This window comes from Acinetobacter corruptisaponis (assembly GCF_030053775.1).
In the GTDB taxonomy this organism is placed as follows: Bacteria; Pseudomonadota; Gammaproteobacteria; order Pseudomonadales; family Moraxellaceae; genus Acinetobacter; species Acinetobacter corruptisaponis.
This window is the reverse complement of sequence record NZ_CP125669.1, coordinates 1,725,735-1,751,718: the sequence shown is the minus strand read 5'-3', so window position 1 is coordinate 1,751,718 and position 25,984 is coordinate 1,725,735. Positions and strand designations below refer to the sequence as shown.

Here is a 25,984-nt window from a genome sequence, read left to right as displayed (position 1 = left end):
TTTTTTATTTTTGGTAGGTTGCAAACTCGAACGCTATATTGGTTTTTTCATCAGTATGATGTTCTGAGTTTACTTTATGAAAATCCTCAGAGAGTTCTGGATAATGTGCGTCTCCCTGAACATCCAGATCCACATGGGTTAGTTCAAGGCGATCGGCAATCGCAAGTGTTTGGTTGAAGATCTCTCCTCCACCTATAATAAATAAGGATGACTTTTCAGCGTGTTGTACGTCTGTAAGTGCACCATCAAGTGCCTCTTCGATGCTGTGCGCCACCTTCACATCCTCATACAGCCATGACGGATCACGGGTAATCACCCAGTTCACACGGTTTGGCAGGGCACGTCCCATTGATTCCAGGGTTTTACGGCCCATGATCACCACACCGCCCTGGGTGATGGCCTTGAAATGCTTGAGGTCAGCAGAAATATGCCAAGGCAGGGCATTGCCCTTGCCGATGCAGTTGTTTTTATCCATTGCCACCACGTGAACAACTTCTATACCTTGCCATGCCATTTGATCGTCTCCCTAATCTGATTTTAAACTGCCACAGGTGCCTTGATCGCAGGGTGTGATTCATAACCCACAATTTCAATATCTTCAAATTTAAAATCGAAAATATCCTTGATGTCTGGGTTAAGCTTTAACTGGCACAACGGTAAGGGTGCACGCGTAAGCTGTAACTGGGCCTGCTCAAAATGGTTGGCATATAAATGCGTATCACCGCCTGTCCAGACAAAGTCACCTACCTCTAAACCGCATACCTGCGCAATCATATGCGTAAGCAGGGCATAGCTGGCAATATTGAATGGCACGCCTAAAAACACGTCCGCACTGCGCTGGTAAAGCTGGCATGACAGTTTGTTATCCTGAACAAAAAACTGGAACAGGGTATGGCAGGGTGGCAAAGCCACTTTTCCAGCCTCGTTTGGATTCCAGCCTGACACAATCAAACGACGTGAATTGGGATTGGTTTTGATTTCATTGACCAGCCATTGGATTTGGTCAAAACCATTTTGCTGGTAGCTGCCATCCTGATTTTGTGTTGCGCCAAAGTTGCGCCACTGATGGCCATAGACTGGACCAAGCTCACCTTCTGGACGGCCAAAGCGGGCGGTTTGTTCCGCAGTTGCCCACTCATCCCAAATGGTGACTTTGTTGTCCTTGAGATATTGAACGTTGGTGTCACCTTTCAGGAACCAAAGTAGCTCAATCACAATGGAACGAAAGTGAACTTTCTTTGTGGTTAATAGCGGAAAGCCTTTGGAAAGGTCAAAGCGCATCTGATGACCAAATACTGAACGTGTACCCGTTCCAGTGCGGTCACCCTTGTCACCGCCATTGTCGAGGATATGTTGTAAAAGGTCTAAATATGTACGCATAACTCTCTCTAAAACATTCTGTGGTTAATCAAAAGATGTTGAAACCAATGAATATGGAACAGCAAAATTGTTGTCATGATACCTTGATTGCGCTTGGCATGACACTTGCGATGTGTAGTATTTTTTCATTTTCCAATATAAAAAAGAGCGCTCAAGGCGCCCTTTCGTCAGCGGTCAAGCTTATTCTGTGATAAAGCTAACTTTACCGTCCGCCAAGGATTTTACACGTGCCAGCGACTCGACACGGTAGCCTTTCTCAAGCAAGACATCACGGCCTGGCTGGAATGACTTTTCAATCACAATCCCGACCCCCACAACTTCCGCGTTGGCCTGATGAATGAGGTCGATGAGGCCCAGTGCAGCCTGACCATTTGCCAGAAAGTCATCAATCACCAGCGCCTTGTCTGTTGAACTGAGGTGCTTGTTTGAAATGGCAATGGTGCTTTCAGTTTGCTTGGTGAATGAGAACACTTTAGAGCGGTAAAGATCATCCTTAAGTGTTAAGGACTGATATTTACGGGCAAAAATCACAGGAACACCAAGTTCTAGACCCGCCATGATGGCTGGCGCAATCCCCGATGCTTCAATGGTGATGATTTTGGTAATTCCCGCATCCTTAAAACGAGCGGCAAATTCCTTACCAATCAACTGCATCAGTACAGGGTCGATTTGGTGGTTCAAGAAAGCGTCAACTTTCAAAACTTGGTCAGATAGAACGATACCTTCATTTAAGATTTTCTGTTCTAAAGCGTACACGGGAGAATCCTCTAAACGGATGCTTTTTCAAGCAAAGGCATATTTTAAAAAGCATCCAAAAAATTGCAAGCCAAAATTGTTGGGTTGATGCAGTTTTCAACCCTATTTACACACTGAACCCGAAGTCGCGTCTTGTTTTAGAACTTAGTTGGTTTTCCCTGAATAGCCTGTCAATAAAAGGCCATAGGATGATTTGCCATCATTATGGGTCACTTTTACTGGCAGATAGTCGAGCTTTGGCGCCAGCCAGAAAACAGTGTTGCGTTCAGGCTTGTCATGCTGGAGCACCACCTTAATTGTGTTAAAAGTACCATAATTGGTCTTGATGGTTTCGTTGCCCTGTTTCACAAAACGACGTTCATCCACCGCCTTGTCATCAGCAATCAAATAGCGCGTCTGGAGTGTGTTGCCATTCTTCAGGTCTTCACGCAACTGGAGTTCGGCGTTCAACTCATCCAGTGCACCTGCCTGCCAGGCGAATGAACGGGTTTTGTCATCCTTTTTGGTGTTGATCACCTTGCTGGCTGGATTAAAGTTGATGCTCATGGTGTTGTTTTGGATCAGGACTTTACTGCTGCGGCTAAATTTTTGTGAGGTGATTTTATTGTCCGCAAGACTAAACTGACTGGTTTCAGTTGCGGATGCAATACCACCTGCCTTTGCATTGAATACATAGGTCCAGTTGTTGCCTTGTTGCGAAAGGGTACGTGTCGCAGAACCGAGATTCTTGTTGTTGTAGCTGAACTGATAGCTCGCCTGAAAAGGGGCCATTGCCAATGCATGGCTCGATAAGCCTGCACATAGGATTGCAGCTGAGGTTACTGTCGTAAAACCAAGAACTTTCGATAATTTCTTTGTCATAACACGGTTTCCTTTGAGTGCATCGTAAAGTAGAACACTCATTTATCATTACGATTTATGGTTATTATGCCTGTAGATTATGAAGAAAAGATCAGGTTTTTTACTAAGCGCTTGTTAATTTTTCGTATAAAACATGAAGATGTATAGTTTTGAGGCGTGAACGATTTTATGACACGCCCCATGCATGCGATTTCCTTATCTTCTGGTATCTTTTTGCTGGATAGGGGTAACTTCAGTCTCGTCCAGCCCATCCTCATCAAAGTCATCTTCGTTGGATGGATACAGGATTGCAGCCAGATTGACATTGCCCCAGACAATCAATTCAGCGGGGCGTACTCTGGCACGGTTCACATGCACCTTGCTTAGCGTTTCGATGATGCTCGGCTTCTTGCTAAACCACTGGTTTAAATCCAGATAAAGCAAGTCATCCTTAACCGAGACAATGTCAAAATGCTCCAGAATTTTACCGAGTGGGTCTTCCTCACGAAATTTCTGGTAATACCAGATTGCGGTGTGAAAACCCCATTTCAGGAAAATGTTTTTAAACCTTGCCTCAATCACCTGGGTGTTGCTGATCTGTTCAAATACCATCAGTTGAACATCTTTATTCATTTCCATCTGAATCAGTTTCAGGTCCACGGAAAGCGTGGTGTGTATTCCCTTGACATCAAGTGTTGCATAAAGGCGTAGCCAGCCATCATAAAGGTCTGCATGCAGGTCCTTGATGATCTCCACTTTCTCGGTGACATAACGTTCCATTGTCGCATTCACAAACACCTGCGATAACGAAAACTCTCTTTCTTCTTCGATGAATTCTTCGGCTTTTTGGTAAACTTTACGTAGACGTTTAACAACGGATGAAATTAGCGTTTGCATAAAAGTTGTTCCAGAAAGTGAATTGTTTTTAATGCAATGCCACGATCTTTGTAATAACTAAAAAATAAAAATAAATTTCTAACTTGCAGTGTAGCAAAATTAATTGCTACATTTTCATAAAATGATGGTATGGAAACACTGTAGCTATAAGTGGATCACATTTTTGTAAAATTTTGAATATCTGTTAGGTTTTTATACGGTAACCACCGTTGGGGATGAGACATTTTTGTCGCTTGAATCGCATGTGGAAGAAAATAAATTTTCGTTCTGAACTGTCTCCTTATTGGTGGCAAGATCCAGTTTTTATTGCAGCAGTGGCTTTGGCGATGCTGTTGCATGGTGTTGTCTTGACCATTCAGTTTGCGATGCCATCACCTACTGATACCTCAACCAAGGAAATTGCGGTCACGGTTCATCCCAGCAAGGAGCAGGTAAAAGATGCCGACTTTTTGGCACAGGCTGACCAAAAGGGTTCAGGTGAATTCCGCGAGGCACACCTGATGTCGAGTGACATGCCCTCACCAATGCAGGCGGATGCAACGACAGGTGAGTCAGAACTGGAAAGCCTGGAAAAGGTTCAACAAAAACGGGAATTAAAATTCGAAGAAAAAGTCTTGATGACCGTACTTAGCTGGCAGAAACAGGCTGAACAGAGTGAGCGGAAAAAGGCGCTGGATGAATTGCAAAGCCAGTTTCAGGCGAAAGCTGCAATGGTGGCAAGCCTTGAGGCCCAGTACCTGAAACGCCAGCAAAACTTTAGCCGCAAACAGCGTATTAAAACAGTTGATGGCATACAGGCAAAGCAGGATGCTTCGGCTGCCTATCTGGATAAGTTCCGTCAAAAAGTTGAGTTGTATGGCAACCGTTACTATCCAGATGAAGCAAAACAACAGCGCCTGTCGGGTGAAGTGCGTCTAATGGTCATTCTGAATGCGCAGGGGGGTATCCGTGCCATTCGCCTCATTGAAGGTTCAGGACATGCAATTCTGGATGAGGCAGCAAAAGCCTCTGTACGCCGTGGTGCACCATTTGGAGCTTTTGATGCCAATATGAAAGATATTTCTGAGTTGCGAATTGTGCGTACCTGGCGTTTTGACCCTGTCGATGCTGAATTTGAGGTGCATTAAGCCAGTATTTTAGAATTTATAGAAAATTATTATTCTAAAAATAATAAATATTTTTATATATAAATCATAATATTAATAGTTTTAATTTTTAAATATTACTTTAAGTGAAATAAAAACAAGGAACTAAATTTATTCGAATTTTCTTGAATTGATAATAAAAATAATTATCATTTGCTATGTCTTTTATTGAACTCTCCTTTTGAATAATCTTATCTCTCACTTTAAATACTGGTTTTAGGGGGAGTGAGAGGGAATGTTGTTCAAATGCTCCATACCTTTTATAAGGACCTGCCTTATGCATCACTATCCGACTGGAGCTTTCAAGGCTCATCCACTTATGCTTGCCATGGCGATGTTGCTGCCATCATTTGTTTATGCTGAGACAAATGAAAATGCACAGTTGCCGACAATTACAGTCAAGGCGGCAGATGAAAACCAAGAGAAGAAAGCTTATACCGTTAAAAAAACGACAACTGCCGTACCCTTGGGCTTATCTGTTAAGGAAACACCTCAGTCAGTTTCGGTGGTTACTGAACAAAGAATGAAAGACCAAGGGCTTACAAGCCTTATTGATGTTGCCGATAATGTAACGGGTATCAATGTTCAGCGTTATGAAACTAACCGTAGCAGTTTACATGCACGTGGTTTCCAGATTGATAATTACCAAATTGATGGTGTTCCAACACGTTATGACCAGCCATGGAGTTCTGGTGAAACTGTAACAAGTACAGCTTTATTTGATCGAGTTGATGTGGTGCGTGGAGCAACAGGGCTTATGACTGGACCTGGCAATCCATCAGCAGCCATTAATATGATTCGCAAGCGTGCAACAAGTAAAGTGCCGACAGCTAATTTAGAAGTCAGTGGCGGTAGCTGGAATAATTATCGTGTCATGGGTGATATTGCCAATAGTCTGAATGAATCAGGGGCATTGCGTGGACGTGCAGTTGCTCAGTATGAGCAGGGTGATAGCTATATTGACTTGTTGAAGAAACAGGCTTTAACTACTTTGGTGACAGGAGAGACTGATATTGCAGAAAATACCGTATTGTCGGCAGGTGTAAGCTATCAGGAAAATAAAACTGATAGTCCAATGTGGGGTGGTTTACCTGTTTGGTATAGTGATGGTACTCGTACAAAATGGAATCGTAGCAAAACAACGAGTGCGAATTGGGCACAATGGGATAGTGATTACACTAATTTATTTGCAGATGTAACCCACAGTTTTAATGATAACTGGAATGCTAAATTATCTTATAGTCGTGGTGACCGTAATGGCGATTCAAAATTATTATTTTTGAGCGGTTATCCAGACTCAAATACTGGATTGGGATCGGGTGCGTTTGCAGGTTCATATAAAGTCAACACTACTCAGGATGACGTGAGTTTACAAGTCAATGGTAAGTTCGGTCTTTGGGGACAGCAGCATGAATTAACATTGGGATATCTCTATTCTAAACAGGATTTCAATGCGGATAGCCGTACTGCTGATTTTGGATGTGGATGTGTACCTAGTGTGGGCAATTTCAATCGTTGGAATGGGAATTATCCAACCCCAACATGGAGTGCAACAAGCTTCTATGAAACAAGTAATAGCAAGCAGAATGCGGCTTATGTGGCGACACGCTGGACTATTATTGACCCATTAAAATTCATTTTAGGTGGTCGCCTCACTGATTTTGAAAAAACTGGTGCAGTCGTTTATACACCTGGCTCATATCAGCTTAAATATAACAATGAATTTACACCTTATGTTGGTGTCGTATATGACATTAACAAGTCTATTTCAGCTTATGCAAGTTATACCAATATTTTTCAACCGCAAGCTGAAAAAGATGTGAAAGGTACGGTGCTTGATCCAATTGAGGGGAATAGTACAGAGATAGGTATAAAATCTGGTTGGTTTGATGGCAAGTTAAATGGAACCTTGGCGTTATTCCAAATTCAGCAGGATAATTTAGCCCAACAGGCTGGTATTCATGAGAATAAGGAAGTTTATTATCGTGCTGCGAAAGGGACTGAAAGTAAAGGTTTTGAAGTTGAGTTAACTGGTGAGATTTTACCTAGCTGGAAAGTGACCGCAGGCTATAGCCAGTTTAAGGCAACTGATGTAAATGGTGATGATGTAAATTCTGAGTTACCACGTAAATTAGTACAGACCTTTACAACATACCAGTTACCAGGCAAATTAAATGCACTTACTGTTGGTGGTGGTGTTAACTGGCAAAGTAGTACTTATGTCATGGCAGGCAATCCTTTAGGAGTGTCAGAAAAAGTTGAGCAAGATGCTTATGCATTGGTGAATCTAATGGCTCGTTATCAATTAACCAAAGATTTTTCTGCACAATTGAATATTAATAATCTATTTGATAAGGAATATTATGGAATCTTCCCTGCATATGGTCAAACCACATGGGGAACACCACGCAACGCAACTTTAACTTTACGCTATCAATTCTAATTGCAGCGAATAATAAAAAACGGCTTGATTAAGCCGTTTTTTATTGGGATTGTGGATAAGTCCGAGGTTATTCACAATCCATTTTGACTTGAATAGGCGCGTTCTACTTTGCAAATTTCAACGCTAAAATCCTGATACCATTTTTCTTTACCTAAACGCTGAGCAAGCAGATGCTCTACATCTTGCTGCCAACGTTTAATATCTTCAAGACTATTCCAATAAGACAAGGCAATTTCAAAACCATTCTCACTGCAAGCCTCAAACTTTATGCAGTGATATTGACTCAATGCCTTATTCCTTAGCTTTTGTGCCATTGCTGAGTAGGTTGAATCTAGTTCTTTGACAGTGGCTTTAAAAATAACGATATACATGGAAAGTTGTTCTAGCTTTCATCTGCCTGATATGGATTTGCAACACCAAGCTTTTTAAGAATCTCAATTTCCAATGCTTCCATTTCTTCAGCATCAGATTCACTGGTTTCATGGTCATAGCCAAGCAAATGCAGGATGCCGTGAACCAATAAATGCGTGAAATGATTCGTTGGTGTTTTTTGCTGTTCTGCGGCTTCTTGTAAAACCACGGGAATACAAATCACCAAGTCACCCAAAGGTTCTGCATCCAGTAAGCTAAGCACTTCTTCTGGAATGTCACTTGGAAAAGACAGTACATTGGTGGGTTTATCTTTTTCACGGTATTGCAGATTTAGCTCGTGGCTTTCTGCCAGATCAACACAGGCAATACCAATTTCACAGTCCGTATTGAAACCAACATGACGGAGGGTGGTTTCGATATTTTTTTTGATTTGACCACGTTTAAGTGGTAGTTCAGCAGCTTGAAAGTCTTGTTGCAGACTTAAATTGATTTTCAAAATAGATCCTTAAAATCGTCCCCCTGAGATGCGACTAAAGCATCGCAACAAAAGAGGGATTGGAGATTTTTCTAAGAGTGTTGCGCATCTGCCGCAGAATCATTTTCTGCAATCAATGCTTCTTGTCGAGCTTTGCGTTCGGCACGGGCTTCAGCAGACAGGCGTTGCTGTTCGCTGTCCCAGCCTTCGTAAGCCTCAACAATTTTTTGTACCAGTTGATGACGCACCACATCACGGGAATGGAAACGGGTAATATGAATTTCATGGACATTTTCAAGCACCCGTAAGGCATGAGCCAAACCAGACTGCTGCCCACGAGGTAAGTCCACCTGAGTCACGTCACCTGTAATCACGGCACGCGAACCAAAACCTAAACGGGTGAGGAACATCTTCATCTGTTCAGGTGTGGTGTTTTGTGCCTCATCTAAAATGACAAAAGAGTGATTGAGGGTTCGTCCACGCATATAGGCAAGCGGAGCCACCTCAATCACCTGACGTTCAATCAGTTTGGCCACTTTTTCAAAGCCCAGCATTTCATAGAGGGCATCGTAAAGTGGGCGTAAATAAGGGTCAATTTTCTGGGTGAGGTCACCTGGCAGGAAACCCAGTTTTTCACCTGCTTCAACCGCAGGGCGGACCAGCAGGATGCGCTGGATTTCATTGCGTTCCAGCATGTCCACTGCAGCAGCAACCGCGAGATAGGTTTTACCTGTACCCGCAGGGCCAATTCCGAATGAAATGTCACTTTGTAAAATACGCTGCACATAGCGTTTCTGGTTGGCACCACGTGGGTTGATTCGCCCTTTGCGGGTCTGCAACCAAACGCTATCCAGTCCTGTATGTTCCTGATCTGAATCATCCATCAGTTCACGGTCGGTCTGTGAACCCTGAATCATCAAATGCAGGACATCAGCACTGATTTGTGAGGAAATTTCTGATTCTTGATAGAGCCGTTGCAACAGTGCCTCGGCCCTTTCGACTGTTTCTATATCACCGTCTAGATAAAAGGCATCGCCTCGGTGAGTAATTTTGACATCTAAACGTTGTTCGATTTGCTTTAAATGCCCGTTGTATGCACCGAGCATTCGTTTTAAATGTTCCATGGAAATTTCAGGGAACGTTACAGTACGTTTAATCGCTGAAGTCAAGAGAAACCCTTTTAGCTCACGTGTAGGAATACCCTTACATTACGCCACGTCAGGTTCAAGATTCAAGAGTTCACCATAAACTAAATTTAAAGTTTTAATTTCCGTGATCTCGATCTCCGCGAAACGCCCAATCCACGCGGCGTCACCGATAAAGGTCACGAGACGGGTATTGTCCGCTGTACCAATTAAAACATTCGGATCCTTGTCAGATACCTTTTCAATCAGGACACGTTCAATTTTACCCAGCATGGCATCAGTCTTATCAATACTTGATTGCTTAATCACTTGCTGAACCTGAGACAAACGGTCTTTTTTCACCTGTTCAGGCGTATCATCTGGCAGGTCTGACGCAGGCGTACCAGGACGTTTTGAATAGACAAAACTATAGGAATGGTCGAAATCCAGGTCTTTAATGAACTGTAGGGTTTCAGCAAAGTGTGCATCGGTTTCACCTGGGAAACCAATAATAAAGTCGCTGGATAAATGCATATCTGGACGCACTTTACGCAATTTGGCAATTTTATCAATATAGACATCAATGGTGTGGTTACGTTTCATTGCCTGCAACACATCGTTTGAGCCACTTTGTACAGGCAAATGCAAATGCGACACCATCTGTGGCAGGTCACGGTAGCATTGAATCAGGTCATCTGAAAATTCAAGCGGGTGGGAGGTGGTATAACGCAAGCGCCCAATCCCTGGAATTTCGGCCACTAAACGCAGTAATTCAGGGAAAGTACAGATGTCGCCATCAAAGGTTTCACCACGATAACCATTCACATTTTGACCGAGTAGGCTGATCTCGCGTACGCCTTTTTCAGCCAGCCCTGCAATTTCTGCCAACACATCATCCAGAGGGCGAGAAACCTCTTCCCCACGGGTATACGGCACTACACAGAATGAGCAATATTTTGAACAGCCTTCCATAATCGAGACAAAGGCCTTAAATCCCTCAACGCGAGGTTCAGGCAGGAAGTCGAACTTTTCAATGTCAGGGAAAGAAATATCAACCAGCTTGATTTTTTCTTTCTTTGGCTTTTCCACCTGTGCCTGATGCTGATCAAGCATCTGTGGTAAACGGTGCAGGGTTTGCGGACCAAAGACCATATCCACATACGGAGCGCGTTTCTGGATGTTGTCGCCTTCCTGAGAGGCAACACAGCCACCCACACCAATCACCAGATCTGGATTCTGTTCTTTCAGCTTACGCCAGCGACCTAGGCCACTAAATACTTTCTCCTGCGCTTTTTCACGGATTGAGCAGGTGTTCATGAGCAGAATGTCTGCTTCATTTGGATTGTCGGTGAGCACATAGCCATGTGAATCACCGAGCAAGTCTGCCATACGATGACTGTCATACTCATTCATCTGACACCCTTGAGTTTCAATATACAGCTTCTTTATTGAAACATCAGCGGTGTGCATTGGCTGGGTAACAGTGTTTTCTGAGGCAGCTTTTACAGCACTGGGAATGAATGTTTGAACCGTCATGCAGGCTCCTAAACAAGATGGATTTAAACAAACCGCGGATTATAGCAGTATTTTTCGATGTGCGCAGAGAATAAAAAACTGACAAAAATGGACACATTGTGGATGAAATTACGTGAATTTTAATGAATATGAATCAGCAAGTTACATAACACAACAATAGTGGGGAGCCAGACTTATTACACTATAACGGCAGGGCAAAACTGGGCAAATGTATTGATGAAGATGAATAAGCAACATGATTTTATAACAACCGTGACCAATAAACTGAATAACAAGAAAAACTTCCGCCGTATTGTGGCGGTTGGTGGAATGATTGCGTGCTCTTCTGTCTATGCGCTGGATGAACAGTTTAACGATGCCCTGCGTGCGGCCAATGCCAGCAACATCGCCTTGCTCGACCAATATCAAGATGCCATGCAAAATGATGTATTGGGCTATTATCCAGAATATTGGAAACTCAACACCAACCTTGGTTTTCAGCCTGCATCCTCAATTATCAGCTTTGCCCAGCGCTATCCACAATCTGCAATGGCTGAGAAGCTGGCGGCTGACTACGTTGAGGAAAAAGTCAAACAAGCGAATTTTAGCGAAGCAAAACCTGTTTTAAGCTATGTGACCAATCCAGACCAGGCCGAAAGTTGCGCTGTTGCGCAGGTCAGGGCACAGACAGGTGACAGTCTGGTTTATGCGGAATATAAAGATGTCTGGTTAGCCACCAATGCCCAGCCTGACTCATGTACGGGGTTGGGGCGAATGATGCTTTCCAGCCCGCTTATGACTGCCCAGGACCGTCAGCAGCGGTTATGGGGACAGTTGCGTGCAGGGCAGTCGGGACAGGCTATTGCAACCGCACAAACTATGGGGCTGAATCTTTCGCTTGCCCAGTTGAATCAGATTCAGGAAAACCCATTGGGGTATTTATGGAGTGCGCCAAAAACCAATGATGCGGATTATGCCTACCTGATTTTTGCTCTGGGGCGTGTGGCTGACAGTGATTTAACCAATGCCTTGGCAAATATCCAGCGCGCGGCTCAGGATACGCCACCGCCTGTACAAAAATATTTGTACCGTACCATTGGGTATGTCGGTGGCACCACAGTGATGAAAAATGGTTTTAATCGTGAAGTGCTCAATGCCTACGACCAAAGTTATGGTTATCCGCTGAGTCCAGAGGAAGCCGAAATTTACGCGCGTCAGGCGATTCGTTTCGGTGCATGGGAAAGTTTGATTCGTGCCATTGATGCGATGTCAGTCACCCAAAAACAGGAAGATCGTTGGCAATATTGGTTGGCGCGTGCCTCTGAGCAACGTTCAGATGCAGCATCAAAACAGGCGGCGCAGCAGATTTATCGAAAGCTGGCGCAAAGTGGTGATGACTATCACAATTTGCTTGCCAAGGACCGTTTGGGCGAGCGTTATAACCATCAACCCTATGATGAGCAGCCGAGTTCACAGGATATACAGCGTTTAAATCAAAACATCCATTTTAGACGTGCATTTGCACTTCGCGATGTGAATGCGCCAGCAAACTACACCAACAGGGAATGGAACTGGGCGGTTCGTCAGGCCTACTTGCAGCAGGATGATGGAATGTTGCTGGCGGCGGCAAAACGTGCACATGACATGGGCTGGTATGATCGCGCGATTTACGCCGCTGACCGTACCATGAACAAGCATAACGACACCTACCGCTATGCAACACCGCACCGTAGCAATGTCACCAGCCATAGTTACAATGCTGGTATTGATCCTGCATGGGCATATGGTTTAATGCGTCAGGAAAGCCGATTTGTAACAACAGCACGTTCCAATGTTGGAGCGGGTGGCCTGATGCAGATCATGCCAAACACGGCCAAGTTGGTTGCCCGCCAAATGGGGGAAACCTATAACCCAGCCGCACTGAGCGAAATGAATACCAATATTCGCTATGGCACCTATTACTTGTCCATGATTCAGAGCCAATTGAGTGGCAATGCGGTACTGGCAACAGCAGGTTATAACGCGGGGCCTAATCGGGCAAAACGCTGGCAGCCAGATTTCCAGACCATGGCGGCAGACCAGTACACAGAAACCATTCCATTGTTGGAAACACGTGATTACGTTAAGCATGTGATGACCAATGCAACACATTATGGCGTGGTACTAGGGCAGGGTGCGCAATCCCTGGAGAAACGGATGAGTATCATTCCTGTGCGCAATGAACCCTAGAACACGAGATGTTTAATTTGAAACAATGAAGTTTTTGTATTTGATGAAATTGAAAAAAATATTCAAGCAAGCAATGTTAGGAACCTTGCAGAGTTTGTTCTGTTACTTGGTTCTATCATTCAGTGCGCCATTATATGCAGCAGATAATAACGATCTGGTTGGTTATGTCATGCATATACAAATGACGCCCGCGGCTTGTGCATTGGATACATCGAAGCAGAAACAGCGCAAATGCCTTGAGGGTTATTCACTAACCATCTCAAGCCTGCTGCCAGAAGTGCCTGTCAATAAAAACTGTGAAACCAAGACTTTAGCAAAACTAAGCCCATTGCAGGCAAAGGTTGTCGCACGGGTTATGCCTGATGAAAACGCACGGGTTCAACTTTGGCAAAATGTTGGCGGCTGTGTCCCCATGAATGCAAGTCAGTATTTCAGGACGGTCATCAACTTTGCCGAGCGCCTGAAAATTCCTGCTGACCTGACCAGTCCAAATACCATTGAGGTACAAAAGGAAAACCTGCGTCAGCAATTTACCAAGCTCAATCCATCCCTGCCACCAAACGGAATCCGTTTTAGCTGTCAGGCTTCCAGGTTCGATTCCATCCTGACTGAAATTCGCGTGTGTTACCAGAAAAATGGGCAATACAAACAATGTGCAAGCCATATTGTCACGGGCTGTCCAAACGAATTTACCATCAAGGGCAGCTATTAGGCATTTTTTCTGGCTTAATTTGTATTTTCTATCAGACTTTTGTTGAAATCCATTCTCTTTTACATGCATCTACGTTCGCTTTAGAGTACAATCTTTGCCGTTTATGATAATTCGGTTGAATAACAAGAAAATTCAATCGTGCTAACGCATCTCACTGGAGAATATCACATGAAGCAACCCGTTCGTGTTGCCGTTACAGGCGCTGCTGGTCAAATTGGTTATAGCTTACTATTCCGTATTGCAAGCGGTGAAATGTTAGGTAAAGATCAACCAGTCATTCTACAATTGCTTGAAGTTCCTGTTGAAAAAGCTCAACAAGCGCTTAAAGGCGTAATGATGGAACTTGATGACTGTGCTTTCCCATTATTGGCGGGCATGATCGGGACTGATGATCCAAAGGTTGCATTTAAAGATGCAGACTATGCGTTGTTGGTAGGTTCTCGTCCACGTGGTCCTGGTATGGAACGTGCTGACCTGTTGAAAGTGAATGGCGAAATCTTCATTGGTCAAGGCCAGGCTTTAAACGAAGTTGCCAGCCGTGACGTTAAGGTATTGGTTGTAGGTAACCCTGCAAACACCAACGCTTATATCGCAATGAAATCTGCTCCAGACCTTCCAGCGAAAAACTTCACCGCAATGTTGCGTCTTGACCACAACCGTGCGTTGACCCAGATCGCTCAGAAAGCGGGTGTTGCGGTTGCTGACATCGAGAAATTGACTGTTTGGGGTAACCACTCTCCAACAATGTATGCTGACTACCGTTTTGCAACTGCAAATGGCGAAAGCTTGAAAGACAAGATCAACGATGCGGAATGGAACAAAGACGTATTCCTTCCAACTGTTGGTAAACGTGGTGCTGCGATTATCGAAGCGCGTGGTTTGTCTTCAGCTGCTTCAGCTGCCAACGCTGCAATCGACCATATGCGTGACTGGGCGTTGGGTACAAACGGCAAATGGGTAACGATGGGTATTCCATCTGACGGTTCTTACGGTATCCCTGAAGGCGTAATGTACGGTGTGCCAGTGACTTGTGAAAATGGCGAGTACACACGTGTTGAAGGTCTTGAAATTGACGAGTTCAGCCGTGAGCGTATGGACAAGACTCTTCAGGAACTTGAAGAAGAACGTGCGGCAATTGCTGACATGCTAAAATAATTTATCTTTTTGATAAATTGAAAGCACTCTCTTGGAGAGTGCTTTTTTTGTTGCGATAAAAAACAAAAAACTACAAGAAAATATAGACATACATCTCCATGCAATCCGTATTTGCTGTTAGATTATTTTGATCGGGACAATGATGTGGAGAATAACAATGTTTGAACAACAACCAACACTTGAGCTTTTATTTGAACAACTGGGACTTGAGGCGGATGATGCCTCAATTGAAAGTTTTGTGAAAACACACCAGCTTGGGGCTGATCAAAAACTACATGAGGCTGAGTTCTGGAGTGCTGGCCAACGTGATTTCCTAAAAAGCCATTGGGATAAAGATGACGACTGGGCAATTGTGATTGATGAGCTTAACCAGCAACTGCATTTAGATAGCACTCGATAAGCACATATAAAAATAAAGCTCATATCAGTGAGCTTTATTTCGAATCAGGGTTTTAAACCATTCTTCCTCACGGGCAAGGCTAAATGCGGGGTGAACCTGTAACAGTTCCAGATCATGGTCTAAACAGGACACATACTTTTTCAGCCAGTGTTGGGTTAATGCCTGTTCCTTTTTCGCTGCTGAGGCATAGGCCAGAAAGAAGTAAATATCCAGATGGTTGTGGTGTGCCAACGGCTTTAAAATCTGCTGGGTGATCAAGGCAAAACGCTGTTCTTTGGTCAGTTCAAAATAGATCATGTAGGCTTTGGCAAGTTGCAGGGACAGGTTTAGATAGAGACTAAGTGGCATTTCTTCATATTCAATCCGTGCCTGTTCAAGCAGAACGATGGCTTCCTGCAAAAAATGCAACTGTTCCTGACGAACATGGCTCAGCAAGACCAGTTGCAAACGCAATTCAGCCCGCTCCAAAGCCAGTTCAGGGGTATTGCCATTTAAATAAAGTTGGTCGGTTTCACCAATCCGTGCAATCACCTGTTTGGTTTCATTTGACATTTATTGATCCAAAATCGTCAGTTATACCGAGTTATATCGGGCTGTTTTTCGTAATTTAAAGGATTTAACCATTCCATATTGAGTTTCCACTTCGTAGCCATGCGGTGATGGATAAACGCTGTTGTTTCGATAACAGAACTTCGTGCAATAAATCACTTTGAAAGATTGCAAGGCGATTGGGTAGGGGCTGGATGATATGCCACTGATCATTCTTATCCTGCAAACGTAATTGACCACCCCAATCCTCCTGCCAGTCTTTATGCAGATAGAACACGGTTGAAATCATGCGGTCATTTTTCTTTTGTGGATTGTCCCGATGCAAGGCATAAAACTCACCTGCGTGATAACAGGCAAAATGTGCCTCAACCTCTTTAATACCCAGATAAAAAGCCTGATTCAAAACTTGGGATAAATGTTCCAAGGTCTGGATATGTTGCTGCGCAATCGGAAGTTGACCATCAATCCATAAAATATGATCGCTACGAATGTGGCTCACCACACCATTCTGCACACCTGCCGCCCTGAACTGCTCCAGATGTGAACTACATTCATGTACCAGTGCTTGTACATATTCATTTGGATACACCTCATCGATCAGGGCAAATCCAGACGCATTTAAATCATCCAGAATCTTGTCCAGATTCCAGTAGCTTGGGAGAGAGGAAGATTGCATACAGTTCCAGTTCATGCTTAATCATTTATAGGGCAATTTGAGGTGATCACATCAATGCTAAAGAATAGCCTCTATTTTCATGTTAAACTATCCTTTGAATTGAGGAATAATTGTCAACATGAATTACCGTCACCATTTCCATGCGGGTAACTTTGCCGATGTTATGAAGCATGTACTTTTGCTTCAACTGCTCACTCGTTTAAATGCCAAAGATAAACCTTATCGATATATTGATACTCATGGCGGGGCGGGCAAGTATGATTTATCACTTGCGCCAGCGCAAAAATCTGGCGAATTCTTAACAGGGATTCATCGTCTGGTACAGTTGGGTGAAATGGAAAAGCGCCAGGCACCTGAGGCCATTCAGGAATACCTGAAACTGGTGGAAAGCCTGCGTACTGAAGAGGGCAAAGGCAGCTATCCTGGTTCGCCGTGGTTTGCCTTGCAGGCGATGCGTGAAATTGATAAAGCGACTGTGTTCGAAATGCAGCGCGATGTATTCCAGCAATTACGCCACAACATCCGTGATAAGCGTATGGGCTTGCATGAGCGCGATGCTTATGAGGGTTTGTTGGGTGTTATTCCACCCAAAGAAAAACGTGGTTTGGTGATGATCGACCCACCTTATGAGATCGAGCGTAAAGATTTCCCACAACTGGTTGAGCTGTTGCAGACTGCTTATAAAAAATGGCCTACAGGCGTATTTGCGGTTTGGTATCCAATTAAAGACCGTGCCATGATCGAACGTTTTGAAAAGAAAATGTTCAAGACAGGGATTCGCCGTCAGTTGGTGTGCGAAATCTGTGTATGGCCAGATGACACACCAGTCGGGTTAAATGGCTGTGGTTTGTTGGTGATCAACCCACCCTGGAAATTCTCAGAAGATGCGGACCAGGCCCTACAATGGCTGTTCCCACATTTGCGCATGAGTGAAAATGGTGGTCACGCTGCGGTGCGTTGGTTGGTGGGTGAATAAGCCCACCACCGTCAAGATATTCTCGAGGAATTGAAAATAATGACAAATTCTCCTAAACCAGATTCTGATTTAAATAATAGAGACCATTCTTTCGATGGCATCACCTTTGAAGTGGAAGAAGAAGAGCAGACGCATGAGGGGCAGAAAGTAAAACGCCGTGGCATCTATCTATGGCCTAACCTGATTACCACTGCTGCACTTCTTTCGGGTTTCTATTCCATCATCGCAAGCATGAATGGAAACTTTAACCAGGCGATTTATGCCATTTTTCTGGCGGCATTGCTGGATGGTCTGGATGGTCGTGTTGCACGGGCAATCGGGGCTCAAAGTGCATTCGGCGAACAATATGATTCACTGTCTGACCTATTGGCATTTGGTGTTGCGCCAGCAATTCTGATGTATAGCTGGAGTTTACATGATCTTGGCCGTATTGGTTTAGCATGTTGCTTTATCTATACGGCTTGTGCCGCATTCCGTTTAGCGCGTTTTAATGTGCAGATTGGTGTGGTGGACAAGCGTTACTTTATTGGAATTGCCAGCCCGCTTGCAGCGGTGACGGTGATCTCAATGGTCTGGGTTGGGCGGGACTTTCCATTTGTATTCGACTTAAAAGATATCGTAGTTCAAGTTGTTAACTGTATTGTCATGGTCAGTATTGGCTTGTTGATGATTTCAAATATCAAATACTACTCATTTAAACAAATGGACCGCAAACGTGTACCTTTTGTTGTGATGTTGCCAGTGGTCTTGATTTTTGCCGCAATCACGTACAACATTCCAGTAGGAATCCTGATTGTATCTATTCTCTATATTCTTTCAGGTTTCATCACCACTTTACTAGCCAAAAAGAATGATTCAAAAATAACAACCTAAAAAATGGAGGTTCAGTATGCCAATATTGATGAATAACAATCAATTAAAGCTGCTGAACCTGAATAAGACAGATGCTTTAACTTTTTACCCTCCAAAAGGCTTGTTCAAGATTGTCTATCAGGCCTTGATCCTGCCAAACTTGCCTGAACCGTTTCATTACCTCAACTTTATCAGCCTGATTGGGCAACCACGAATTCCTGTCTGTTATAATGCCAGCGCAATTACGACTACGGCTATTGATACCGCAACCGTTCTGGTCAGTAGTAGTGTTGCCACTGTAGGGCACCTTAAAAGCTATAGTGCCAAAGAACAGTGTCAGTTTGAAATGGACCGTTATCAATTTTTAGATGTTGACCATATTCAGGCAGAATTCCCCAATTATTACTTTAAGCGTATTGATGACGAATTAAGTTGTCAGCTTAAGGTAAATACCCATGCGGAAATAGAAAATCATTCAGCCTTGCAATGGGGGGTGGCGGACTATTGGTATGTAAGATGCCAATGTGAGGGTGAGATCACCTACAAACAGCAGAAATACCAAATTGAGGCGCAGGGTATCTTAAAACATGCCAGGGCAATTTATTTACCTTTCATAGCCTTTCATTTTTTTACTTATCAAATTATTCAGGTGATCCCAGACTTACAAATCGTACTCTCAGAATTAAGGAATCAATGGAACAACATCGTTTTTTCAAGAATTGAGATTCAGTCTGTGGGACAGCAAACACAACTTTATGAGAAACAGGTTATTTTTGATGTGACACGGGTCTATCCTAAAATCCAGACACCGAATGGTCGGGAAATGTATTTGCCCAGAGAGTTTATTTGGCAGTATCAGGAAAATGATGAGGTTGTTTTTCATCTTCAGGCACAAAGCCGAGGGGATTATAAATTTGGCTTGGCTGCGGGTTATGTGGGAAGCTTCAACTACCAATTGTTCTGGAAAAATGAAAAATATGAGGGTTCAGGCTATTGTGAATATGTGGACTGTCGTCCCTTGCATTGGCAGGAAAAAAGTAAAACTGAACAAATAATGGACCAAATTCCACATTTTCAACCCTATTTGTGCAAGAAGTAGGCAGTTGTTGCAATAATTTAAAGAAAGGGGTTGCAAGGTATTTGGAATGATCTATAATGCGACTCCATCGGTGGTGCTGTTGATTGAAAGTTGTTTTAAATCAGTTACTTAAAGTGGTTTGAAATAAATTTGAGATTGATGGTTGACTTTAAAGAGATTTAGGGTAACATAGCCGACCTAGCTTGATGATGACGAATCATCGAGAAGATCATTAAGAGAATAGAAGAACAACTTGTGTGGATTTTTACTGGTTGATCGATCGATAAATTATCATTGATTAATTGGTTAAAATTTCTCGAAGTTTATTTGAGCGAATATATAAGTCAGTAATTGATGAGCCAGAATTGGCACCTTGTCTTTAATAAGGTGCAAAATGATTTTAACTGAAGAGTTTGATCATGGCTCAGATTGAACGCTGGCGGCAGGCTTAACACATGCAAGTCGAGCGGGGTGAGGTGCTTCGGTACTGATCCTAGCGGCGGACGGGTGAGTAATGCTTAGGAATCTGCCTATTAGTGGGGGACAACATTCCGAAAGGAATGCTAATACCGCATACGCCCTACGGGGGAAAGCAGGGGATCTTCGGACCTTGCGCTAATAGATGAGCCTAAGTCGGATTAGCTAGTTGGTGGGGTAAAGGCCTACCAAGGCGACGATCTGTAGCGGGTCTGAGAGGATGATCCGCCACACTGGGACTGAGACACGGCCCAGACTCCTACGGGAGGCAGCAGTGGGGAATATTGGACAATGGGGGGAACCCTGATCCAGCCATGCCGCGTGTGTGAAGAAGGCCTTTTGGTTGTAAAGCACTTTAAGCGGGGAGGAGGCTCTTGAGGATAATACCCTTGATGAGTGGACGTTACCCGCAGAATAAGCACCGGCTAACTCTGTGCCAGCAGCCGCGGTAATACAGAGGGTGCGAGCGTTAATCGGATTTACTGGGCGTAAAGCGTGCGTAGGCGGCTGAATAAGTCGGATGTGAAATCCCCGAGCTTAACTTGGGAATTGCATACGATACTGTTTGGCTAGAGTATGGGAGAGGATGGTAGAATTCCAGGTGTAGCGGTGAAATGCGTAGAGATCTGGAGGAATACCGATGGCGAAGGCAGCCATCTGGCCTAATACTGACGCTGAGGTACGAAAGCATGGGGAGCAAACAGGATTAGATACCCTGGTAGTCCATGCCGTAAACGATGTCTACTAGCCGTTGGGTCCTTTGAGGACTTAGTGGCGCAGCTAACGCGATAAGTAGACCGCCTGGGGAGTACGGTCGCAAGACTAAAACTCAAATGAATTGACGGGGGCCCGCACAAGCGGTGGAGCATGTGGTTTAATTCGATGCAACGCGAAGAACCTTACCTGGCCTTGACATACTAGAAACTTTCCAGAGATGGATTGGTGCCTTCGGGAATCTAGATACAGGTGCTGCATGGCTGTCGTCAGCTCGTGTCGTGAGATGTTGGGTTAAGTCCCGCAACGAGCGCAACCCTTTTCCTTACTTGCCAGCATTTCGGATGGGAACTTTAAGGATACTGCCAGTGACAAACTGGAGGAAGGCGGGGACGACGTCAAGTCATCATGGCCCTTACGGCCAGGGCTACACACGTGCTACAATGGTCGGTACAAAGGGTTGCTACCTAGCGATAGGATGCTAATCTCAAAAAGCCGATCGTAGTCCGGATTGGAGTCTGCAACTCGACTCCATGAAGTCGGAATCGCTAGTAATCGCGGATCAGAATGCCGCGGTGAATACGTTCCCGTGCCTTGTACACACCGCCCGTCACACCATGGGAGTTTGTTGCACCAGAAGTGGGTAGTCTAACCTTAGGGAGGACGCTCACCACGGTGTGGCCGATGACTGGGGTGAAGTCGTAACAAGGTAGCCGTAGGGGAACCTGCGGCTGGATCACCTCCTTAACGAAAGATTGGTGACTGGTAAGAATCCACAACAAGTTGTTCTTCGAAGATGTATCTGAGGGTCTGTAGCTCAGTTGGTTAGAGCACACGCTTGATAAGCGTGGGGTCACAAGTTCAAGTCTTGTCAGACCCACCACTACTGACGAAGTGATGAATAGTCACAAGCTGCTAGATGAGAAGATATATCGTTCAAGATGATAAGCTGGGGACTTAGCTTAGTTGGTAGAGCGCCTGCTTTGCACGCAGGAGGTCAGGAGTTCGACTCTCCTAGTCTCCACCACGAATTAAATGGAAACATTTAATTTAAAGCTAAATAAATTATAGAAATTAATAAATGTATAAATAAATCAAAAGAGATTTTGATTTGAGTTTATTAACTTCTGTGATTTATCACAGTTTACTACTCGCTGACGAGGCAGTAGTTAATCATTAACAGATTAGTAGAATTGAGTCTGAAATAAATTGTTCAAACTCGATTAAGTATTAAATTAACAAGTAATTGTTAAGAAGATATTTAATCTGAGAACTAGCAAAAACACTGAATCAAGCGTTTTGGTATATGAATTTAGATTGAAGCTGTACAGTGCTTAAGTGCACAGTGCGTCAAACTGAAATGTTGGTAATACTACTTGTAGGTATTAACGACTGTTTGGGGTTGTATAGTCAAGTAATTAAGTGCATGTGGTGGATGCCTTGGCAGTCAGAGGCGAAGAAAGACGTGATAGCCTGCGAAAAGCTTCGGGGAGGCGGCAAATATCCTGTGATCCGAAGATGTCTGAATGGGGGAACCCACTTACCATAAGGTAGGTATCATAAGCTGAATACATAGGCTTATGAAGCGAACGAGGGGAAGTGAAACATCTCAGTACCCTTAGGAAAAGAAATCAATTGAGATTCCCTTAGTAGCGGCGAGCGAACGGGGATCAGCCCATTAAGTGGTGTGTGTTCTAGTGGAACGCTCTGGGAAGTGCGAACGTAGAGGGTGATATTCCCGTACACGAAAGGGCACACATCATGATGACGAGTAGGGCGAGGCACGTGAAACCTTGTCTGAATATGGGGGGACCATCCTCCAAGGCTAAATACTCCTGACTGACCGATAGTGAACCAGTACCGTGAGGGAAAGGCGAAAAGAACCCCTGTGAGGGGAGTGAAATAGATCCTGAAACCGCATGCATACAAGCAGTGGGAGCCCACTTTGTTGGGTGACTGCGTACCTTTTGTATAATGGGTCAGCGACTTACATTCAGTAGCAAGGTTAACCGCATAGGGGAGCCGTAGGGAAACCGAGTCTTAATAGGGCGTATAGTTGCTGGGTGTAGACCCGAAACCAGGCGATCTATCCATGAGCAGGTTGAAGGTTGGGTAACACTAACTGGAGGACCGAACCCACTGTCGTTGAAAAGCCAGGGGATGACTTGTGGATAGGGGTGAAAGGCTAATCAAGCCTGGTGATAGCTGGTTCTCCCCGAAAGCTATTTAGGTAGCGCCTCGGACGAATACCATTGGGGGTAGAGCACTGTTTCGGCTAGGGGGTCATCCCGACTTACCAAACCGATGCAAACTCCGAATACCAATGAGTACTATCCGGGAGACAGACTGCGGGTGCTAACGTCCGTAGTCAAGAGGAAAACAATCCAGACCGCCAGCTAAGGCCCCAAAATCATAGTTAAGTGGGAAACGATGTGGGAAGGCATAGACAGCTAGGAGGTTGGCTTAGAAGCAGCCACCCTTTAAAGAAAGCGTAATAGCTCACTAGTCGAGTCGGCCTGCGCGGAAGATGTAACGGGGCTAAAACTATGTGCCGAAGCTGCGGATTTACGCATTAGCGTAAGTGGTAGGGGAGCGTTCTGTAAGCCGATGAAGGTGGATTGAGAAGTCTGCTGGAGGTATCAGAAGTGCGAATGCTGACGTGAGTAACGACAAAACGGGTGAAAAACCCGTTCGCTGAAAGACCAAGGGTTCCAGTCCAACGTTAATCGGGGCTGGGTGAGTCGACCCCTAAGGCGAGGCCGAGAGGCGTAGTCGATGGGAAATTGGTTAATATTCCAATACTTCTGTGTAATGCGATGAGAGGACGGAGAAGGTTAAGTCAGCCTGGCGTTGGTTGTCCAGGTGGAAGACAGTAGGCATGCATCTTAGGCAAATCCGGGGTGCTCCATGCTGAGAGTCGATAGCAAGCTGTACTTGTACAGTGAAGTGGCTGATACCATGCTTCCAGGAAAAGTCTCTAAGCTTCAGTTACACAGGAATCGTACCCGAAACCGACACAGGTGGTCAGGTCGAGTAGACCAAAGCGCTTGAGAGAACTCTGCTGAAGGAACTAGGCAAAATGGTACCGTAACTTCGGGAGAAGGTACGCTGCTGACGGTGATGGGACTAGCTCCCTGAGCGGTTGGCAGCCGCAGAAACCAGGCCGCTGCAACTGTTTATTAAAAACATAGCACTCTGCAAACACGAAAGTGGACGTATAGGGTGTGATGCCTGCCCGGTGCTGGAAGGTTAATTGATGGGGTTAGCGTAAGCGAAGCTCTTGATCGAAGCCCCAGTAAACGGCGGCCGTAACTATAACGGTCCTAAGGTAGCGAAATTCCTTGTCGGGTAAGTTCCGACCTGCACGAATGGCATAATGATGGCGGCGCTGTCTCCAGCAGAGGCTCAGTGAAATCGAAATCGCTGTGAAGATGCAGTGTACCCGCGGCTAGACGGAAAGACCCCGTGAACCTTTACTGCAGCTTGACATTGAACTTTGACCTTACTTGTGTAGGATAGGTGGGAGGCTTTGAAGTACGAACGCTAGTTTGTATGGAGCCGTCCTTGAAATACCACCCTGGTAATGTTGAGGTTCTAACTCTGCCCCGTAATCCGGGGCGAGGACCATGTCTGGTGGGTAGTTTGACTGGGGCGGTCTCCTCCTAAAGAGTAACGGAGGAGTACGAAGGTGCGCTCAGCGTGGTCGGAAATCACGCGTAGAGTATAAAGGCAAAAGCGCGCTTAACTGCGAGACCCACAAGTCGAGCAGGTACGAAAGTAGGTCTTAGTGATCCGGTGGTTCTGTATGGAAGGGCCATCGCTCAACGGATAAAAGGTACTCTGGGGATAACAGGCTGATACCGCCCAAGAGTTCATATCGACGGCGGTGTTTGGCACCTCGATGTCGGCTCATCTCATCCTGGGGCTGAAGCAGGTCCCAAGGGTATGGCTGTTCGCCATTTAAAGAGGTACGCGAGCTGGGTTTAGAACGTCGTGAGACAGTTCGGTCCCTATCTACCGTGGGCGCTGGAAATTTGAGAGGATCTGCTCCTAGTACGAGAGGACCAGAGTGGACGAACCTCTGGTGTACCGGTTGTGACGCCAGTCGCATCGCCGGGTAGCTATGTTCGGAAGGGATAACCGCTGAAAGCATCTAAGCGGGAAGCCTACCTCAAGATAAGATTTCCCTAGGACTTTATGTCCTCTAAAGAGCCGTTCGAGACCAGGACGTTGATAGGTTGGGTGTGGAAGCACGGTGACGTGTGAAGCTGACCAATACTAATTGCTCGTGAGGCTTGACTATACAACACCCAAACAGTTGTATATAAAGCATCAACTTAAATGATTAAACCAAAGTAAAACTTGATTTAGTGCAGAAACTAGTTAAACTACGAACACTAAAACAGACTCAACAGCTAATCCGTTAAACTCTTCGGTACTAGGTGGCAGAATGTAAGACCACCGAAAGCCAAAACAGTTTGCTGGCGACAATAGCAGGAGTGAACCACCTGATCCCTTCCCGAACTCAGAAGTGAAACCTCCCCGCGCTGATGGTAGTGTGGCGTTTGCCATGTGAGAGTAAGTCATCGCCAGCTTTTAAATTGAAAACCTCCCAACCAATGTTGGGAGGTTTTTTTATTGACTAAAATTTTATTTAGTTTCTTTATCAATACTCGAACTGTTATTTTCTTCAAATGATAAGTTATATTCTCGAATCAAAATAAAAAGAGTATTGAAATAATGAATATTGTAAAGAATATTTTATGGATTGATTGTGGGGCAGCTGCATTAGCAGGAGTGGTTGTGTTGCTTGTTGCCCAATGGTTAAGTCCACTTTATCATTTGCCAAAGAAAGTTATTATTTTTGTTGGCTGTGTCAATTTACTATATGCATGTTATTCATTTTTATTAGCTAATTATAAAAGACGTTCAATCACCTTGGTCAACATTTTGGTGGTTGCTAATAGTATTTGGGTTTTGATTTGTCTGATTATGTTATGGATGTTTAGGCGGGAAATGACAATCTTTGCAATCATACATATTTTAGGTGAAGCATTTTTTGTTGGTGTCTTAGCAAGATTAGAATATCTTTGGCGGGTACAACTTTCATCTTAATACCATTAAAGTAATGAGGAGATAGGATAGAACAAAATTTGAACTCTCCAGTTTAATACGGTAAAACAATAAAAAATGAATCAGTTTGATGGTCGATCTACCTA

21 protein-coding genes, 2 tRNA genes and 3 rRNA genes are annotated in these 25,984 nt (G+C 44.5%); 15 read left to right on the top strand and 11 right to left on the bottom strand.

Annotation, left to right across the window (positions count from 1 at the left end; translation table 11 throughout):
* Positions 1–4: 4 nt before the first annotated feature.
* The 5 genes from QLH32_RS08345 to QLH32_RS08325 all read right to left on the bottom strand — a co-directional run bounded on the left by QLH32_RS08345 (position 5) and on the right by QLH32_RS08325 (position 3,873).
* On the bottom strand, positions 5–514 hold the full coding sequence (locus QLH32_RS08345) for a dihydrofolate reductase (protein ID WP_283269099.1): 510 nt from the start codon (positions 512–514) through the stop codon (positions 5–7).
* Positions 515–537: 23 nt separating this feature from the next.
* On the bottom strand, positions 538–1,380 hold the full coding sequence (gene thyA, locus QLH32_RS08340; protein WP_267981111.1) for a thymidylate synthase: 843 nt from the start codon (positions 1,378–1,380) through the stop codon (positions 538–540).
* A 180-nt stretch (positions 1,381–1,560) separates the two neighbouring features.
* On the bottom strand, positions 1,561–2,136 hold the full coding sequence (locus QLH32_RS08335) for a xanthine phosphoribosyltransferase (protein ID WP_004674619.1): 576 nt from the start codon (positions 2,134–2,136) through the stop codon (positions 1,561–1,563).
* 144 nt (positions 2,137–2,280) lie between these two features.
* Positions 2,281–2,997: a DUF3108 domain-containing protein gene (locus QLH32_RS08330; protein ID WP_283269098.1), complete on the bottom strand. Its 717-nt coding sequence runs from the start codon at positions 2,995–2,997 to the stop codon at positions 2,281–2,283.
* 195 nt (positions 2,998–3,192) lie between these two features.
* Complete coding sequence (locus QLH32_RS08325) at positions 3,193–3,873, bottom strand: hypothetical protein (protein ID WP_283269097.1); 681 nt, start codon at positions 3,871–3,873, stop codon at positions 3,193–3,195.
* A gap of 242 nt (positions 3,874–4,115) precedes the next feature.
* Between QLH32_RS08325 and QLH32_RS08320 the strand changes: the two genes are divergently transcribed.
* Positions 4,116–5,000, top strand: a complete 885-nt coding sequence (locus QLH32_RS08320) for an energy transducer TonB (RefSeq protein ID WP_283269096.1) — start codon at positions 4,116–4,118, stop codon at positions 4,998–5,000.
* Between the two features lie 295 nt (positions 5,001–5,295).
* A complete protein-coding gene (locus QLH32_RS08315) occupies positions 5,296–7,461 on the top strand; it encodes a TonB-dependent siderophore receptor (RefSeq protein ID WP_283269094.1) in 2,166 nt (721 codons plus the stop codon).
* Positions 7,462–7,532: 71 nt separating this feature from the next.
* Here QLH32_RS08315 and QLH32_RS08310 read toward each other — a convergent pair whose 3' ends face one another.
* The 4 genes from QLH32_RS08310 to miaB form a co-directional block, all read right to left on the bottom strand.
* Positions 7,533–7,832: an antibiotic biosynthesis monooxygenase family protein gene (locus QLH32_RS08310; protein ID WP_283269093.1), complete on the bottom strand. Its 300-nt coding sequence runs from the start codon at positions 7,830–7,832 to the stop codon at positions 7,533–7,535.
* 11 nt (positions 7,833–7,843) lie between these two features.
* A complete protein-coding gene (ybeY, locus tag QLH32_RS08305; protein WP_283269091.1) occupies positions 7,844–8,329 on the bottom strand; it encodes an rRNA maturation RNase YbeY in 486 nt (161 codons plus the stop codon).
* Positions 8,330–8,400: 71 nt separating this feature from the next.
* Positions 8,401–9,477, bottom strand: a complete 1,077-nt coding sequence (locus QLH32_RS08300; protein WP_279961339.1) for a PhoH family protein — start codon at positions 9,475–9,477, stop codon at positions 8,401–8,403.
* 39 nt (positions 9,478–9,516) lie between these two features.
* On the bottom strand, positions 9,517–10,968 hold the full coding sequence (miaB, locus tag QLH32_RS08295) for a tRNA (N6-isopentenyl adenosine(37)-C2)-methylthiotransferase MiaB (protein ID WP_283269090.1): 1,452 nt from the start codon (positions 10,966–10,968) through the stop codon (positions 9,517–9,519).
* 309 nt (positions 10,969–11,277) lie between these two features.
* Here miaB and QLH32_RS08290 point away from each other — a divergent pair, with 309 nt between their 5' ends.
* The 4 genes from QLH32_RS08290 to QLH32_RS08275 all read left to right on the top strand — a co-directional run bounded on the left by QLH32_RS08290 (position 11,278) and on the right by QLH32_RS08275 (position 15,443).
* Positions 11,278–13,176 (top strand): lytic transglycosylase domain-containing protein, encoded by a 1,899-nt coding sequence (locus tag QLH32_RS08290; protein WP_283269307.1) that lies wholly within the window; start codon positions 11,278–11,280, stop codon positions 13,174–13,176.
* A gap of 73 nt (positions 13,177–13,249) precedes the next feature.
* Complete coding sequence (locus tag QLH32_RS08285) at positions 13,250–13,888, top strand: ribonuclease T2 family protein (protein ID WP_283269088.1); 639 nt, start codon at positions 13,250–13,252, stop codon at positions 13,886–13,888.
* A 168-nt stretch (positions 13,889–14,056) separates the two neighbouring features.
* Positions 14,057–15,043 (top strand): malate dehydrogenase, encoded by a 987-nt coding sequence (locus QLH32_RS08280; protein ID WP_267981101.1) that lies wholly within the window; start codon positions 14,057–14,059, stop codon positions 15,041–15,043.
* Between the two features lie 157 nt (positions 15,044–15,200).
* Positions 15,201–15,443, top strand: a complete 243-nt coding sequence (locus QLH32_RS08275; protein ID WP_267981100.1) for a DUF2789 family protein — start codon at positions 15,201–15,203, stop codon at positions 15,441–15,443.
* A gap of 24 nt (positions 15,444–15,467) precedes the next feature.
* On the opposite strand, the gene QLH32_RS08270 is transcribed toward QLH32_RS08275, so the two are convergent.
* Together QLH32_RS08270 and QLH32_RS08265 are read right to left on the bottom strand one after the other, a co-directional pair.
* Positions 15,468–15,995 (bottom strand): hypothetical protein, encoded by a 528-nt coding sequence (locus QLH32_RS08270; RefSeq protein ID WP_283269085.1) that lies wholly within the window; start codon positions 15,993–15,995, stop codon positions 15,468–15,470.
* A 64-nt stretch (positions 15,996–16,059) separates the two neighbouring features.
* Positions 16,060–16,668: a 2OG-Fe(II) oxygenase gene (locus QLH32_RS08265; protein ID WP_283269306.1), complete on the bottom strand. Its 609-nt coding sequence runs from the start codon at positions 16,666–16,668 to the stop codon at positions 16,060–16,062.
* Between the two features lie 118 nt (positions 16,669–16,786).
* On the opposite strand from QLH32_RS08265, the gene QLH32_RS08260 reads away from it, so the two are divergent.
* The 9 genes from QLH32_RS08260 to QLH32_RS08220 all read left to right on the top strand — a co-directional run bounded on the left by QLH32_RS08260 (position 16,787) and on the right by QLH32_RS08220 (position 25,880).
* A complete protein-coding gene (locus tag QLH32_RS08260) occupies positions 16,787–17,644 on the top strand; it encodes a 23S rRNA (adenine(2030)-N(6))-methyltransferase RlmJ (RefSeq protein WP_267981097.1) in 858 nt (285 codons plus the stop codon).
* A 39-nt stretch (positions 17,645–17,683) separates the two neighbouring features.
* Positions 17,684–18,517: a CDP-diacylglycerol--serine O-phosphatidyltransferase gene (gene pssA, locus QLH32_RS08255; protein ID WP_267981096.1), complete on the top strand. Its 834-nt coding sequence runs from the start codon at positions 17,684–17,686 to the stop codon at positions 18,515–18,517.
* Positions 18,518–18,533: 16 nt separating this feature from the next.
* Entirely contained in the window at positions 18,534–19,595 is a 1,062-nt protein-coding gene (locus tag QLH32_RS08250; protein WP_283269083.1) for a DUF6670 family protein, read from the top strand.
* A 380-nt stretch (positions 19,596–19,975) separates the two neighbouring features.
* Positions 19,976–21,512, top strand: a 16S ribosomal RNA gene (locus tag QLH32_RS08245).
* Positions 21,513–21,571: 59 nt separating this feature from the next.
* Positions 21,572–21,648: transfer RNA gene (locus QLH32_RS08240), tRNA-Ile, on the top strand.
* Positions 21,649–21,716: 68 nt separating this feature from the next.
* Positions 21,717–21,792 (top strand) — tRNA-Ala (locus QLH32_RS08235).
* Positions 21,793–22,173: 381 nt separating this feature from the next.
* A 23S ribosomal RNA gene (locus QLH32_RS08230) occupies positions 22,174–25,068 on the top strand.
* Positions 25,069–25,245: 177 nt separating this feature from the next.
* Positions 25,246–25,360 (top strand): 5S ribosomal RNA (gene rrf, locus QLH32_RS08225).
* Together the 16S, 23S and 5S rRNA genes with 2 tRNA genes alongside form the textbook arrangement of a ribosomal RNA operon.
* Positions 25,361–25,505: 145 nt before the next feature.
* A complete protein-coding gene (locus QLH32_RS08220; RefSeq protein WP_283269082.1) occupies positions 25,506–25,880 on the top strand; it encodes a hypothetical protein in 375 nt (124 codons plus the stop codon).
* Positions 25,881–25,984: the final 104 nt, after the last annotated feature.